The organism is Shewanella sp. BF02_Schw (assembly GCF_014596695.2).
GTDB lineage: Bacteria > Pseudomonadota > Gammaproteobacteria > Enterobacterales > Shewanellaceae > Shewanella.
Window position 1 is genome coordinate 1,585,797 of the sequence record NZ_JABKAW020000001.1, and the last position, 15,506, is coordinate 1,601,302.

The window sequence follows — 15,506 nt, forward strand, 5'->3', positions numbered from 1 at the left end:
ATACCAAATGAGTTTTGTCTCACTTCGTGACTTTGGCATTTTAGTTTTATAATCAGATGGTTATATTAAAATAAACGATTTGATTGCACTGTTACAGTGCAACTATCTAATCAGAGCGCTTTTTGATGCTAGTTTTTACCACCTGACTTTTTCAAATCCTGTGGTATGTTTTTGGTTTGATTGTCAGTGTGTTTTATTATGAGTGACTATGTTGCTGCGATAAGTCATTACTGTTTATTTGAAATGGTCATGTTGAAATTTCTCAAACACACTTCGCTTATTTCCAAAGCCAGAATCCATAAATCCAAGTTGTTGGTACTCGAGCCACAAAGTAACTGCGTTTTCGATACCAAGCTGTCCTTCCGATAATCCTTGAACAAAAAATTTTGGATTTAACGTCAGGTCTTCAGCATGGAATCTTTGATTTGCTATAACGGTACCTTCAAGCTCACTATCAGGTACAAACTTTAGTGAAATGATTTTATTGAATACCTTTTGGGTTAACATCCTTCCAGTTACGTATTGATTGCGTTTCCAGCCTTGAGCAACACAAGCAGCTATATCAGCTCGGCACTTCCAATAAACATAAATCCATTGCTCGCAGAAATAGTAACGGTAAATATTTTCATCAGCCAACTCTCCTATCTTCTCACGCATTAAAATAAGAGCATCATATTGATCTGTTTTGAATTTAGTTGTTAGCAACCATCCATCAATCTTAATCTTGTCAGTGTCTGCCGTTAATGAATCTAACCATTCACCAAACTTTTGTGGCTGTTTGTAGAAATGATTAATTTCGTAAAGCTCATCAGTTCCGCCTTCTAGCCACTCTAATCGAATTCCAAATAGTGTAGCTACGGCTTCTAATAAATTAGTGTCTAGTATTTTTGAAAGTTCAGTTTCATCTTCTACTTGATGAATTGTAAGATTATGTCCGAAGAATCGTGGTATCTGAGCGCGAGAAATACCATGTGCTTCAAATAATCGAATGAAACGTTGAGCGGTGTTAGTCACAACTGGCGATGGAATCAGCCGATTTTTGAATCGATCCCATAGCGAAAATATATTTACTATACCTGATATATACTCAAGCATTTTGATCCCTTTGGTTAATTTATGACGGTATACATCAGTGTTAATAATAACTTTTTTATATAGCGATCTATTTGAAATATTAAGTTAAAGATAAATAATACTCATCAGTTTCAAGATCATACGGCACCACATTCAGCCTTAACCCTGGTTTAAATTCGAAGTTTGCCAGAGGTTCAATAAAGCCAATATGCTTAGGATAAATCAAGTACAGATCACCATGGCCTTTAAGGTACTTTTCACCATAAGCAAATAACTGGTACAAATCTGACTGACTTAAGTTGTACTTATGCTTTGTGGTGTTAAGCGACGAATCAAGTAGCTTCCACTTGGTATCCATCACAGTAACCACGTTTGATTTATCGTAAACCACAATGTCAGGTTTTAGCCTAAACCAATCATTGCCGTTATGGTGGGTTAAGCAGTGGCTAGACACCTGCTCTCTTAACTTTAAATGTGTAGGTAACTGACGTTTTATCTGCTTGGCTACATAGCGCTCAAATAATTGTTCCATCGGAAATAAGAAAGACAAACCACCATGATTGCCGACCATTGCTACAGGTGATTGATAACTCAAAATCAGTTCACACCATGGCTTTAAAGGCCGGTAATGAGCAAGCGCTCTATCATCCTTCCACTGCCTAAAATCTAACGCATAATTCGTAGACAAATTTATATCATTAAATACAAATAGTAATTCGCGAGCTAACCGTTGATTTTCGCTCGACTTAGACCAATGAAGTACTTGCTTCAATGCCGAGTGCAGTAAGCGGTTTTCAGCGCGATTAGCGTTATAGATATCATAAGCAACATGAAAATGATGTTGCTTACCAGGTCGCTGCCGGAGTTGTTTAGCTACTTGCAACTGCCCTTTTAGGTAAGGCGATTCACGCTCAATACGTTGATACTCATTTCTAATACCTTGCCGTACAAGCGTTGAAACGGCTTTTAAAAAATGCGTAATCAGTAGCTCATAAAGCGGTTGCTTCAATAGTTGGAGTTGAGATTGTTGAAACTCTTCTAACTTTAACGTTTCAACGCTGGCTAACATCTTTAACAAGATTTTTCTGGCTGATACAGGGTCACAAGTATCAGTTGACGTCTTAGGTAAAATTTCTATACGCGTTTTACAGGGAGTCTCTAGCACACCAACAAAGTTAATGACCTGAAGTGCAATAGATTTACCGTATCGCTTAGCTTTAACCAATTCACGTTGACTATCGCCATTACTGACACCATTAGCCAATAACCACTCAAACGCTGATTTAGGGATTGAGTGGCAATCGATGCTGTGGTTGTTACCGCCATTAGTTAATAAAGCAAACTCTCTAACAGTGACATTATTAACCTTGTTGCGCATCATAAATGCCTTTATATGCGTCAGGATTACGTAATGCAGCATCATTTCGTTGATAAGGTCTTATGCCATCTTGTGACCAATCATTACCCATCAACTGTAATACTGAGCTATCAGTAAACTTCTCTTCAATAAATTGTAAACTGGCATCGGTTTTTAGGTGGTCACCCAATACTTGGCCAACACGTTCCCAGTCTTCAAAAAAGTATTCTTCTAATAAAGGAAGAAGTTCTAACTCAAAAATACGTGCCAAACGCTCAATGGATGGATCATCTTTTAATGGTAAAAAGAAGCTATGGCCTATGGTATGTTCACGGTCATAAAGCAGCTCAATACGCTGGTTAATCGTTTTAAGCATCTTCGCTACATCTATACCATCAATAGCAATACCTGAAAGTAAGCCATGTTGTGGCATCATCTCAACAAATTCAAAGCGACGACGCAGCGCTATATCGACTTGAGCTAGCGATTTATCTGCGGTGTTCATAGTACCGATAATATGCAGATTTGAAGGTACTGAAAATGACTCTTTTGAATAAGGCAGTTTTACTGATAAAGCTTCAGCGCAACCCGAACGTTTACTCGGCTCGATTAGCGTAATTAACTCACCAAAGATATTTGAAATATTGCCACGGTTGATTTCATCGATGATAAGGACAAATGGTTGTTGCGTAGTTTCATGGTCAGCAACTTCAGGCACATATTCTTTTAGTCCAAAGTGTTTCTTCAAGTAGAGTAAAAAACCTTCTACATAGGAGGTGTTATAGATATCTTGTTTCGATCCTGTTAGATAAAGCTTTCTCACATTCGCTATTGAGGCGACATATTTAGGGTCTGTGCTTTCAGTTGAGTGTGGGAATATTTTAAAAGTAGCGCCACCAACATATTCGATTTCAAACTTCTTTCCACGTACAGTTTCCATTTCTATACGGTCGTCAGCTTCTTCATATTTTTCTTGAAGCTGTATAACTGCATCATCAAAAGCATCGACAGATACCACCTGTAAATGGCTTGAACTTGCTCGTTCACATATCGATTTAAACACACCAGGGTCAACACTATATGACAGTACACCGTTATCGCTATTAGCCTTTAATCCTTCAACAAAATCTTCATAGCTAAAGCTTTGATGGAAGGTAACAAAACCAATACGATTCTTCGTCACTAGCTCATCAAAACGGGCTTTGATTTTATGGCGGTCATGTTCATATTCAGTTAAATAAGCTGGATCAACAATAGCAAGTGCTTGGTTAATGGTATTGTAGGTTTTACCAGTACCAGGGGGTCCATACAAAATTTGGTTTAATGCAGCCATGTTGCCACCTGCTTTAGTTGATTGTTTAGTGTTATTATTTTTAGGAAACGCATTGGCGACGCCAATCAAAGACAGTAATTGATGGATAGCACCTTCACTTTCAACGTTAAAGCCATAACCATATTGTGATGTGCCATTAAGCCTTGGATATCGACGAAAACTGGTATTTTTAGTTGGCAGCCAATCAGTATCAAGCCCTTCAATTGAATCAATCTTATCTCTCAAATTAATGATATTTGGATGAAGCACTAATGGTTGCTTTGAAACAACACGATCTGATTTACGTTTAACATAAATATAAGAATCTTGATCAAGGCGGTGTTCATATGCATATGAAGGGTGGCTACTTTCATCATGAGAACCTGTTAACTTAATTAAAAGCTTATGAATTTGTTCTGAATTTAACATTTACAGACCTTGCAAAAATACACTAAATTTCTTATCTAACTTGTGCCTGAAATACTTCAAAATTGTTTAATGCTTCAAATGCAGTAAACACATTCCAACCATGTGATCTCAAAGCTTTAGCATTAGACATGTTTATTAACACCGCAATCTTACGTCTAGGCCAGCATAAATCGATAGCAATCATATTACTTTTATCATTGATGACGACGCCTAATTCAGCACCAGGTAATCTCATTGATTGACACTTTTGCAATAGACCGTCTAAAGCAGTGTCAGCACATTCTCGGATATTATTATAATCAAACACATCAAACTTATGCTGTTCACGGCGAAGTTGGTTTATTTTTAGTACATCATCATTGCTTACATACAAATGTCCATGATGTGGTTGTTTTTTATGGCAATCAACACAAAGCCCCCTTAAATTACTAAGTTTATTATCCGCTTTGTTACCGTTAATATGATGTGTATGCAATAGCTTAGAGTCGTTTGCTAGATAAACGCCACATTGTTCGCAAGTGTAATTTAAATCACTTCTTACCTTTGATGAGATAGCAGGCCAATCTGCAGTGTAATTGCTTGATGCTTTGGCACTGTTAATAGGCAAACTTTTAAAATAGGAACTATACACTTCAAAAAACTGCTCAAATGAAAAATGATTAAATACTTTCTCTTTTGCTGCATAGCTCTGAGTTGCATATCCCTTATAATTAAGGATTTTTAAACAGTTTTTGCATACCCCTAAAGCGGCCTCTCCCCTTATATCCTCTTGATAGCTGTGCACTGAGCCAAATACAGGAAACAAACCATCTACTCGGTTAATAACGTCATACCTCTTGAATCGTCCAGTATTTCGCATTAAATCTAATGTAGAACATTCAGCGACATGGATACGACGGCCTTGTTTTCCATCTACCATTACAACTTCAATATCTTCGCCCTGATCAGGAATATAAAGCATGACCTGATGACCGTCATAATTCAAAATCCCATCAGACCCATCAATTTGGTCTAGTTGGATATCTTTACCGAGAATTAATCCTTTAGTTAAATGACTCCCAATACTCTCAAGTTCAGCTGAACGGCTAGTAATATTAAAATGAGTAGTCACGTTTCCTAGTGGCGCAACAGCGCGATGCAATGCACTAAAATCAACCGTCAGTTTCATTATTGAGCCTCTAATATCCGTTTAATTTGAATATCAGCGTTCGTTATTGCTCTAAACGAAACTCGACGAGACATTGCTTCATCCTCTACACCGTCAATCAAAATTAAACGAGATGAAGAAAAACCAACTGCTGCAATGTTTGCTTTTATCCACTCAGCATCAGCTGGCATCAGCGCATATCCATATTCTAAGACGGATCGGGTACGACCTTGCGATAGTTGCATATTATAGAAATAGGCTTCTGCATCTGATGAACCACGAATTCCTAAACTTGACGTATGCCCTTCTATTCTTATTTCATCTAACGATTCTCTATATGGTGCTAGAACATTGATATATCTGGGGAAAAAATCGTTAAGAATTTCTTTATATGCATCACTTAAACGCGTTTCATTATTAGCAAATAACACATCAGGTGATTGAAAGTTAAAGGCTAATGTTTCCTTGTCTATAGTAGCGCCCCATTTATCGAGATCTTTTTTAAACTCTTCTTCCAAAGCTTGATAAATTGCCACTTGGTTTTCTTGGTAAGCAACAGCCACATCTTTAATTTTGTCGTTTTCTTTTTGCGTTATCATCATAAAAACGATAGCAATGAACAAGAAAACCATCATTAAACCGGCCATTAAATCAGACACAGTCAACCAATGTTCACCGCTGTCTTGTGCGCCGTTACTCGTGCCAAATATTTTATCCATTAGGCTACTCGCTGATTAACAACTTCATTCATTGCTTGAGTCAATTTAATGTAGTCTTCAACAAACTTACCGCTGACTTGAGCTAATGCTTGACCCATCTCATTCATCACACGATTGATTTCTTGCTGCATGGCAGTGTCAATCAGTTTGAGTTGTGAATCGACGGCTTCACCTGTTAAGCCAACTTGTTGTTTAATTTGCTCTTCCATGGCATCAAATGTGCGTTTAGCTTGGTTAATCTGTTGCGTCGCAGCATCATCAATCACTTCATTAAGTCTTTGCTGTAATTTTTCTGCTGATTTAACTACTGTGTCACGGACATTCTCAGTGTCAGTAACCAAGTTTTTATTGGCTTCTTTCATTGTTGAGTTCATGTCTTTAGCATCAACTACTAGCTTTTCAATCATGTCTCGCATGGTGCTATTAAGATCACTTACCGCGTCTTGTAAATGCTGTTTAATAATTTCCGTCTGTGATTGCAGGTAATCAGAACTTGTTTGTAAGCTTTCGTTTGTGCGGGATGTATTATTAGTAAATTCAGTCGCAGCGGTGTCAATTTCTTTGCCTATTTTATCTGAACTTTCAATTAGGCGTTCACCAACACTGTTAATGCCTTTTTCAGTTTCGCTGGCAAATTTATCTAGTAGATCATTTGATGTTTTAACATGCGCTTTAATATAATCATCCGACTCAGATAGAAGTGTTTTGTAATGGTCACTGGCCGTAGTCACTGCCGCTGATATATCTTCTACGGTGCTTTGTACTTGGGCTCTAATCTCAGGTACTGCTTTAACCGCTTCATCACGCATTAATTTAAAGGCTTCTAAATGACGTTCAAGCTCAGCCAGTTGATGTTGATTTACTTCCATTACGCCTTTTAGTTCATTCATCGATTCCGGAATGATTTTGCTTTGCTCACTAATATGCGCAACCGATGACTCTGTTGCTGATATGGACTCAACACCTTGGGCATATTGCTGCTGCATTTGCTCAAGTTGTAATTTGTAGTTTTCTTGCCATTCAACAAGCTTAATCACGGCTTCATTAAGTTGCTTAAAGTTATCGCCAAACTGCTCAGTTAAATTATTATTAAAATCTGTAATCACCTGTTTGAGGGCTTCAATAACTTGCTCAGTGGCAGATTTAGATAAAGTATCAGCAAAGTCTTGCAATTTTAGCCACAGCTTTTCAGAAAATGCGTCAAACTTTTCCTGCTGCTTGGTTGATTGTTCTTGCAGATTTTTCACTGACAATTTGGCATTGTCATTAATGTCACCGCGCAGAATTTTAAGTTGCCCAAATAAAGTGGATTCTTCATTACCGACAAGTGCATCTTTTAAAGTGCGCGTTTCAGTCACTTGCGCCTGCATTGCACCCAATATCGCTTCAGGCGTAGCATGGGAAAGACTCTCTTCAACTTGCTTAGGTTTTAAGAAAGAAAATGTCGATAATGTTTTGAATACCAATGAGAGTAAAATACCCGCCAAACTGGTAATAAATGCGGTTTTCAATCCTTCAAGTAAAGGCGGAATACTGGCCTCAATATCAAGCTGATTGAAATCTAACAAGCCTAAAACAATGCCTAAAAACGTACCAAAAATCCCCATAGTCGTTAATAAGGTCGGCACATAATTGACGAATTCAACTTGCTTGGCTTGTTTGGTAAAAAATAACCCTAATGCACACACTATAACCATCAATACTAAAATGGCACTACTTACCGATTGTGTATCTAAACTGCGCAATAAATTCTCTAATATTTCCATATATTTTTATTTCTTAATAGTTAAGGTCTGTTGTTAAATAGCCTGTTCGACGATGGCGTCGGTCAGGTGGAGTTGAGTTGTTTGGGCGGCACTTAAATGTGTTTTTATTTGGTCGCAGAGTGCCATTAGTTCATCGACTCTAGCGACGATGTGATGTTGTTCTTCAAGTGGTGGTAAAGCAACGACTAAGCTTCTAATGTGCTCTCTTGATACATTTTTCATGGAGCTACTTGTGCCCCCTGCAACTCGATTGTAATAATCCCTTGAAACTTGGCTGTTATTCATCAAGTTTAAATACTCGCCACTTACACTTCCGTGTAATTTAAACCTGATTATTTTGTCACTCATCATTAGATTTTTAGGTGCTAGTTCAGGAACAACTACTGCTTTCGCAACTAAATCTGCTGTATTAGCCCTTGAGATAAGAAAATCGCCGCCTTGAACTTCATGTTCAAGGCGTGGTTCAAGATGTGGAGGAAGCTCTTTATTTTCTTCTGGATTATACTGTCCCCAAGTTACAGCACTAACCTTTAAAACCCCCCAATTATCTCCCTCTCTGGGGGTGGGAATACATTGAGGGCTCCAGCCAGCACTCGAACTGAGTGCTGTATCATCAAATCGACACCACTCCCACCCCTTTGGCAGTTCAAACGGTTTTTCTTCGTCGGTGATGGCAGGTAATGGCTTTTGCTTTTTGATTTTACCGTTTTTAATCAGCTGGGCTTTTTCAGCTTTGATGCGTTCTAGCAGTTTGGTGGCAGGCTCGTAATCTTGACTATTTATTTCATCGAAGCTGGCTTGTTGTACTAACTTACCCATGACGGCGAGTTGGAGGATGGTTTGTTTTAGGGTGTCGATGCTGGCTTCTGTGGTGAAAAGCGTGTCGAAGTGTTCAGCGACACGCTGCCAGCTGTCTATAAAACTATCATTAAGTGAAGGCTCAAGGCTGTCAGCAAAACTCCCTATAACTGCAGGCTCTAGGCTAGCTGCTGACTGAGTAGTGTTAGGCTGTAGTAGTGCATTCAGCAGGGTTTCGACTAAGGTTTGGTGCGCCGCAATACTTGTTTCAGTTTGCGCTTCAAGGGCATCACACAAGCTCATCAACTCATCGACTTTGGAGACGATACGGTGTTGCTCATCTAGCGGTGCAAATGGTAATGGATTATATGCAAAAAAATCTTTAGGCACTCGTTTTTGACCTGCTGTACCAGTCATCTTAGTTTCGCCGACTTTTAGAAACATCGGTGCTTTCAAATATAGAAGGATAAAGAGTGGATCTACTGTTGATTCGATTGGCCTGGCAATGTGTAACTCCGTTGTTCCAGTTCCGACACCGTTAATTAATCCAGAAAAAAAAGCTGCTTTACTGTTCTCGAAACAAGGAGTGATTTTTGCTAATCCAATATCACCATCAGCAAAGTGTGTATATCCTTTTTTTATTTCTTTCCATAACCTTGTTTCAGAACCATGATCACCTTTATAACTGGTACTAATTAGAGGCATTGGCACAAAAGAAGCTTCTGTATCATCATCAAAACTAGAATTTCTTGGACCTATTTCTGCAAGTTCTGCTAAACAAGTCCACGCCCAGCCATTCGGCAATTCAAATGGCTTTTCATCTTCACCAATATCAGGGAACGGCTTTTGTTTTTTAAGCTTACCGTCTTTAACCAATTGAGCTTTTTCAGCAGCAATACGTTCAAGCAATATTGAAGCTGGTTCGTCATTAACATCTTGTGGCACTAACTTGCCGCGCACGGCGAGTTCTAAAATCAGTTCACGGAGTTTTTTGATGCCATACAATGAAAACTTATTTGAAGTGCCACGCCCTGCTGAGGATTTTCGCTCAATGGCAGTTGTCCAAATATCAATATGCTGCGTGATCAAATTATTTGCTTTGTGTTCTGATTGACCGTCGTTGGTAGGTATTGGTAAATCAGTCATTACTTGCCCTCACCGTCTGATGCTGCCGAAGGTGACGATAATGCGGCTGACAAGATACCTTTTAGTTGATCGCGTAGTGCTTTAATATCCGCTTGTTGTTTGGCGTAATCGCTTAGTAACGTTTGTGGATCATGGCTGATAACTTCGCCCACATGGGGGTTTTTAATGTCCAGGTTATAGTTACGGCCAATAATGTCATCGATTGAGACTTTCCAAGCTTGCTCGTTTTCTACCCGCGATGCAAAGCCGTCGGCCTCATTACCCCACCATTCAAGCTCTGTTTCAAACTCTTCAAAGCGCATGGGTTTGGTTTTGTTGTAATTTTTTACCCCTGCTGGGTAGGGATGCTCGTAAAACCACACGTCTTTAGTTGGCGTGCCTTTGGTGAAGAATAAAATATTGGTTTTAATGCCGGTGTAGGGATTAAACACCCCATTAGGTAAACGCACTATGGTGTGTAGATTACATTCGTCCATTAACATTTTTTTGATTTTGGTTTTAACGCCTTCACCAAACAAGGTGCCGTCTGGTAATACAACTGCTGCTCGACCTCCACTTTTAAGCGCTGATGGCTCCTTACCCGCTGACGGCGCTGCCAATACTTCAATAATAAGTTGTAGAAACAAGTCGGCGGTTTCACGGGTTTGGAATTCGCTAGGGAAGTTTTTTTCTATGCCGTCTTCTTCGGTGCCGCCAAATGGCGGGTTGGTGATGATAACGTCAACTTGCTCGTCCCAACTTGAAAGCGGTTTGTTTAAGGTGTTGCCGTGCCTAATTTGCACTGGCACTTCAATACCGTGGAGCATCATGTTGGTGGTGCACAGTAAATGCGGTAGCTGCTTTTTTTCCACACCAAAGATTTGCTTTTGCAGGGTTTGATGGTCATCTGCTGTTTTAACGTAGTTGGCTTTAACGTGATCAAAGGCGCAAGCTAAAAATCCGCCAGTACCACACGCAGGGTCCATAATCGATTCGCCCAATTTGGGATCGGTTACCGCCACAATAAACTTAGTGATGGCGCGCGGGGTATAAAACTCACCAGCGTTACCAGCACTTTGTAAGTCTTTTAATATTTGCTCGTATAAATCACCAAACAAGTGGCGCTCGTTTGAGTCAGTAAAGTCTATTTCATTAAGCTTATTAATCACCTGACGTAACAGCGTGCCGTTTTTCATGTAGTTAAACGCATCAGAAAACGCCGCTTTTACCACAAAACCACGGGGGTTTTTATCTATTGGTGCAGTGAGGTTTTTAAGCTGTGGGAATAGCTCATCATTTACAAAATCAAGTAGCTCATCACCGGTAATGCCTTCATTATCTGCCGCCCAGTTGCGCCATAAGAATTCAGCTGGAATTGGCTCGCGGTAATCGTCTAGTTCAAGCTCTAACTCTTGTTCTTGTGCATCAAACACTTTTAAGAACAGTAACCAAGACATTTGCCCTAATCGCTGGGCGTCACCATCGACACCGGCATCTTTACGCATAATATCTTGGATGGATTTAATTGCTGAACTGATAGACATAGTATTCTCTTAAACGGTTACTGCTGCTGTTATTGGCAGCAGTATAAAATGATGTTGTGTTTTATTTTTAACAAACAGAGCTAATATAAAAACGAATACAAAGCGCTGTTCCAAAGTGCTTATGCAAAGAACAGATGCTAGGCTGATTGCTGATGAATTTGATAAATCTGCGCTTCTAATTCACTAATGGCTTGCTCGTATTCTTGTTTGCCGCCAAAGCCTTTTTTAACGATCTCACTCAAATTACCGTACTCGGTAAACGGGGCAACTTTAAGCACTTGCATGTTTTCAATTTCTTGCACGCCGACATCGGCATATTTTAACAGTAAATTTTGCAGTACGGCTTGTGCAGTGTCGGAATATTTAGTGAAGTAATTGCGCTTTTGCACATTGTTTGCACGATCTTTTCGAGTTAATGGGGGTTGGTCGTACACCACATGACAAATCATATCGAAAGGATCCATGTCTTTACCGACTTCGTCCTCTAAAGCAGACCAAATAATGCCTTCGAGTGCCAGTTCATCAATTACCGCTTGTTTGCGATCTGATTCATTCCAGCGCTTAACAAACTCATCGAGTGAGCTAAACTGCTTCGCCATGGTTTTACGGGTGTAATCTTTAAAGGATTCGGTGACTAATTTACCGTCGCTGTCGTAATATTGCACTCGTTCAGCCACTTTGCTGACAGTCACGCCTGACACGCGGTACTTGCTGATTTTACGGGTTTCACCTTCGTCCCATTCACCATCAAGGCTGCCATCGCCTTGGGGTTCGTTTATGGTGTTTTGTTCATCAACCTGATGTTCATCGCCCTGTTGGTTTTGATTATCATCGGCACCGTTTTCATTCGTAACCTCATCACCAACTGAGTCAATATCAACATTTTCATCTTCAATATCTTCAGGCGTCACTCTAATGATTTTTTCTGGTGTACCGTCAAAGCGTTCGTCGGCAAATAATTCGGTGGCCTTTTTAAAGTCGAGAATGGTGAACCACAGCTTGCCGTATCGGTCGTCAATGCGGGTGCCACGGCCAATAATCTGCTTAAATTTGGTCATGGACTGAATATTTTGATCCAGTACTACTAACTTACAGGTTTTGGCATCTACCCCTGTAGACATTAGTTCTGAGGTGGTGGCAATAACAGGATAGGCTTTTTTGGGATTAATGAAGTTGTCTAACTGCGCTTTGCCAAGCTCATCGTCACCGGTTATTTTCATCACGTACTTTTCATTCTTGGCCATTTGCTCAGGGTTAAGATTGGCAATAGCACGGCGCATGCGATCGGCGTGGTCAATATCGTTACAAAACACGATAGTTTTGGCCATCGGGTCGGTGCGCTTTAAGTAGTTGGTAATGGTTTCGGCAACCAATTGGGTGCGTTCATCAATCACCATGGTGCGGTCGAAGTCTTTTTGGTTATAAATTCGGTCTTCGATCACTTCACCGTTGTTATCGATTTGACCTTTTGTCGGGCGCCAACCTTGTAAATCGACATCAATATCTACCCGCACCACTTTATAAGGTGCTAGGAATCCATCTTCAATCCCTTCTTTGAGTGAGTAGGTATAGACAGGCTCACCAAAGTAATCGGAGTTTGATACTTGGTCTGTTTCTTTAGGAGTGGCGGTAAGGCCAACTTGAGCCGCGCTGCTGAAATATTCTAAAATTTCACGCCAGGCGCTGTCTTCAGATGCACTCCCACGATGACACTCGTCGATAATGATTAGGTCGAAAAAGTCTGGGTCGACTTGTTTAAAGGCTTTTTGGCTTTCTTCTGGGCCGGTTAATGCTTGGTATAAGGCTAAATGAATTTCAAATGCAGGATCAACCGTGCGTCCAGTGATTTTGGTCATTGAAGTGCCAAAGGGCTGAAAATCGTTTATGCGGGTTTGGTCTACCAAAATGTTACGGTCGGCTAAAAACAAGATTCGTTTTTTAGCGCGGGACTTCCATAAACGCCAGATGATTTGAAATGCGGTATAGGTTTTACCCGTACCGGTCGCCATGACAAGTAACACTCGGTCTTTACCGGATGAAATAGCTTCAATGGTTTTATTAATGGCTTGCAGTTGATAATAACGAGGTTGCTTACCCGTGCCATCATCATGATATTCTTGATTGATAATCGGTAACTGGGTTTGGGTATAACCTTTCCACACGCAGTACTTAGTCCATAATTCTTGTGGTGATGGAAAGTCTTCTAAGCGGATCTCTGATTCAAGTTGGTTTTCTTCAGGTGTTCCTAACTTGGTTTTATCATGGAAGATAAAGCCATCGCCATTGGAGGCAAAAATAAAAGGCACTTCAAGTAAACGGGCATAATCTAGCCCCTGTTGCATGCCTTTACCCACTTCGTGCTTATTGGCTTTAGCCTCAATAACAGCCAGCGGCATACTGGGTTTGTGATACAGCACAATATCAGCAGACTTAACCGTTTTGCGCACACCCAATTGACCACGCACAATGACTTTACCGTCACGCAATTTCACCTCTTGGCGAATTTGCGACATATCATCCCACCCAGCATTTTTGATAGCTGGCATGATGTATTTAGAGATAATATCGGTTTCGGTAAGCTTGGCTTTATTGATACTCATACGAGATCTAGATCCTTCTAGCGCGATTGCAAACGGCAATAATATTAAGTTTGCCACATAACCTTGTTAACACCAATGATTACATACAGATACAGAACTTAAAAATGTTAAAACGTGATTTTGCGTAAACATTGCGATTGTTTGATGTTGATGAAGAATCTTAAATCGATTAGCCTTACTTTACCGCCCAAACTGATCATGTTTTTCGAGGTTTGGTGCATTTTATTTCGAATAGACAAAGCGTATCTAGACCAAATCGTGTTAGCGCATACGCTCTAACACTCACTATTCGTATTATGATAAGTATGCTTTAGATTGGCTTGTTAGCTGTTTATTTTAAATTTCACAAGTAACTGCATTCAATACATTTTGTTCTTGTTTTCTTAGGTAATTTACTACTTTCTCTTCAAACGATATATCGGAATAGAATTGCTTGATTTGGTATTTTGAAGGGATATCAGTCCGTTCCATTAATGGGACCGCTCGACCCGTCGCAATGACGTAAACATGAAAATCTTTATAACGTGCCAACATAGGTTCAATAATATTTTTAAGCAACGCATTAGCCAACAACGTAGCATAACCTTTATTACGATGCTCTATGACTGTTACGAAATGAATAATACCCAACTCTTTATAGGTCACGCCTTGATGACAAGTGACTTTGTCTGCACGGGCTTCAAAGTTTTCAAAAAGACTGTACCCTACCAATTCATCATTTACATAAAGTTTAATTATTTCTGCTTGAGTCCCGTTTTGTAATTCCTCGTGCTTATCTAACCACTCAAAAATGTACCACATTTTCATGTCGGCCTGACCCAAGGCGAGTAATTCATGAGTACAAGTTTTAACATTACAGTGTTCGAATCTAAGCATTAATAACCCATTTGAATCTTCGTAAGTTAGTTTACATTGACCTGTGAACTTACTTTTATATAAATAGAGAACAAAATCAGCATAATAAAGACTAAGCTTGCCACTCCTTGTTAAATAGCCGCCCCCAGTGTGAGGATAGTTGTAGTGATCAAACGAATGACGCAGCAAGCTAATATCGCACTAAGCGTATTAACACAGTTGGTTGTACTTTTGATGCACGAACAAAACCAACTGCTTTAAACCGTTTAAGTCTCTTGTAAGTTGCGATTAGGAGATCTAAACAGGCTCCAACACTGCTCATCGAAGGTGCAAATCCAACATCTTTCTTTAGACTTTTCAATTAGCCCCCCGATAATGTCACTTATCGGGATTAACAAAACACGAATTTATGAGCTGCTATTAATCTTCCATCCAATCCATATTCGGTAGTGCATTCAAATGCTGGCCATATCGTATTTCGTTAAAAGAGGAACCATTTTTCATGACATCGGAAACTTCGATAGCCAACGCGCAAGCCATCATTTGAATAGCTTCGTCACGCGGTGTACCTGTCATGACTAAACGCATCAAGGTTTCTTTTACCTTTTTGGGTTCACCGTCGGCGATTTGATTTTCGACTACTTCGATTAGTGTTTCTTCGGTCATGTAACTGTCTTGCTGCTTATCCATTATAACGACTCTGTTAAATATTTAACGCCATTATGCCGCAAGCATGGTGCAAGCCATAGAGTAAACTCCGAATTATTCGAGTGTTGCAGG

The 15,506-nt window shown here is 39.8% G+C and carries 11 protein-coding genes; all 11 read right to left on the bottom strand.

Annotated elements, in window-relative coordinates; genetic code table 11:
* Window positions 1-234: 234 nt before the first annotated feature.
* The 11 genes from HNW13_RS07045 to HNW13_RS07095 all read right to left on the bottom strand — a co-directional run bounded on the left by HNW13_RS07045 (window position 235) and on the right by HNW13_RS07095 (window position 15,416).
* A complete protein-coding gene (locus HNW13_RS07045) occupies window positions 235-1,095 on the bottom strand; it encodes a hypothetical protein (RefSeq protein WP_192114916.1) in 861 nt (286 codons plus the stop codon).
* A 79-nt stretch (window positions 1,096-1,174) separates the two neighbouring features.
* Window positions 1,175-2,455 carry an McrC family protein gene (locus HNW13_RS07050; protein WP_192114915.1) on the bottom strand — a complete coding sequence of 427 codons (1,281 nt, stop codon included), beginning with the start codon at window positions 2,453-2,455 and terminating at the stop codon, window positions 1,175-1,177.
* On the bottom strand, window positions 2,436-4,172 hold the full coding sequence (locus HNW13_RS07055; protein WP_192114914.1) for an AAA family ATPase: 1,737 nt from the start codon (window positions 4,170-4,172) through the stop codon (window positions 2,436-2,438). Before HNW13_RS07055 ends, HNW13_RS07050 begins: the two co-directional genes overlap by 20 nt.
* 31 nt (window positions 4,173-4,203) lie before the next feature.
* Window positions 4,204-5,340: an HNH endonuclease gene (locus HNW13_RS07060; protein ID WP_192114913.1), complete on the bottom strand. Its 1,137-nt coding sequence runs from the start codon at window positions 5,338-5,340 to the stop codon at window positions 4,204-4,206.
* Window positions 5,340-6,038, bottom strand: coding sequence for an OmpA family protein (locus HNW13_RS07065; RefSeq protein WP_192114912.1), 699 nt, complete (start codon window positions 6,036-6,038; stop codon window positions 5,340-5,342). Before HNW13_RS07065 ends, HNW13_RS07060 begins: the two co-directional genes overlap by 1 nt.
* Complete coding sequence (locus tag HNW13_RS07070; RefSeq protein WP_192114911.1) at window positions 6,038-7,804, bottom strand: MotA/TolQ/ExbB proton channel family protein; 1,767 nt, start codon at window positions 7,802-7,804, stop codon at window positions 6,038-6,040. The genes HNW13_RS07065 and HNW13_RS07070 overlap by 1 nt, the downstream gene beginning before the upstream one ends.
* Before the next feature lie 33 nt (window positions 7,805-7,837).
* Window positions 7,838-9,748, bottom strand: a complete 1,911-nt coding sequence (locus HNW13_RS07075) for a restriction endonuclease subunit S (RefSeq protein WP_192114910.1) — start codon at window positions 9,746-9,748, stop codon at window positions 7,838-7,840.
* Window positions 9,748-11,271, bottom strand: a complete 1,524-nt coding sequence (locus HNW13_RS07080) for a type I restriction-modification system subunit M (protein ID WP_192114909.1) — start codon at window positions 11,269-11,271, stop codon at window positions 9,748-9,750. Before HNW13_RS07080 ends, HNW13_RS07075 begins: the two co-directional genes overlap by 1 nt.
* 137 nt (window positions 11,272-11,408) lie before the next feature.
* Window positions 11,409-13,871 (bottom strand): DEAD/DEAH box helicase family protein, encoded by a 2,463-nt coding sequence (locus HNW13_RS07085; RefSeq protein ID WP_192114908.1) that lies wholly within the window; start codon window positions 13,869-13,871, stop codon window positions 11,409-11,411.
* Between the two features lie 336 nt (window positions 13,872-14,207).
* Window positions 14,208-14,747, bottom strand: a complete 540-nt coding sequence (locus HNW13_RS07090; RefSeq protein WP_192114907.1) for a GNAT family N-acetyltransferase — start codon at window positions 14,745-14,747, stop codon at window positions 14,208-14,210.
* A 399-nt stretch (window positions 14,748-15,146) separates the two neighbouring features.
* Window positions 15,147-15,416, bottom strand: coding sequence for a hypothetical protein (locus tag HNW13_RS07095; protein WP_182745393.1), 270 nt, complete (start codon window positions 15,414-15,416; stop codon window positions 15,147-15,149).
* Window positions 15,417-15,506 lie beyond the last annotated feature (90 nt).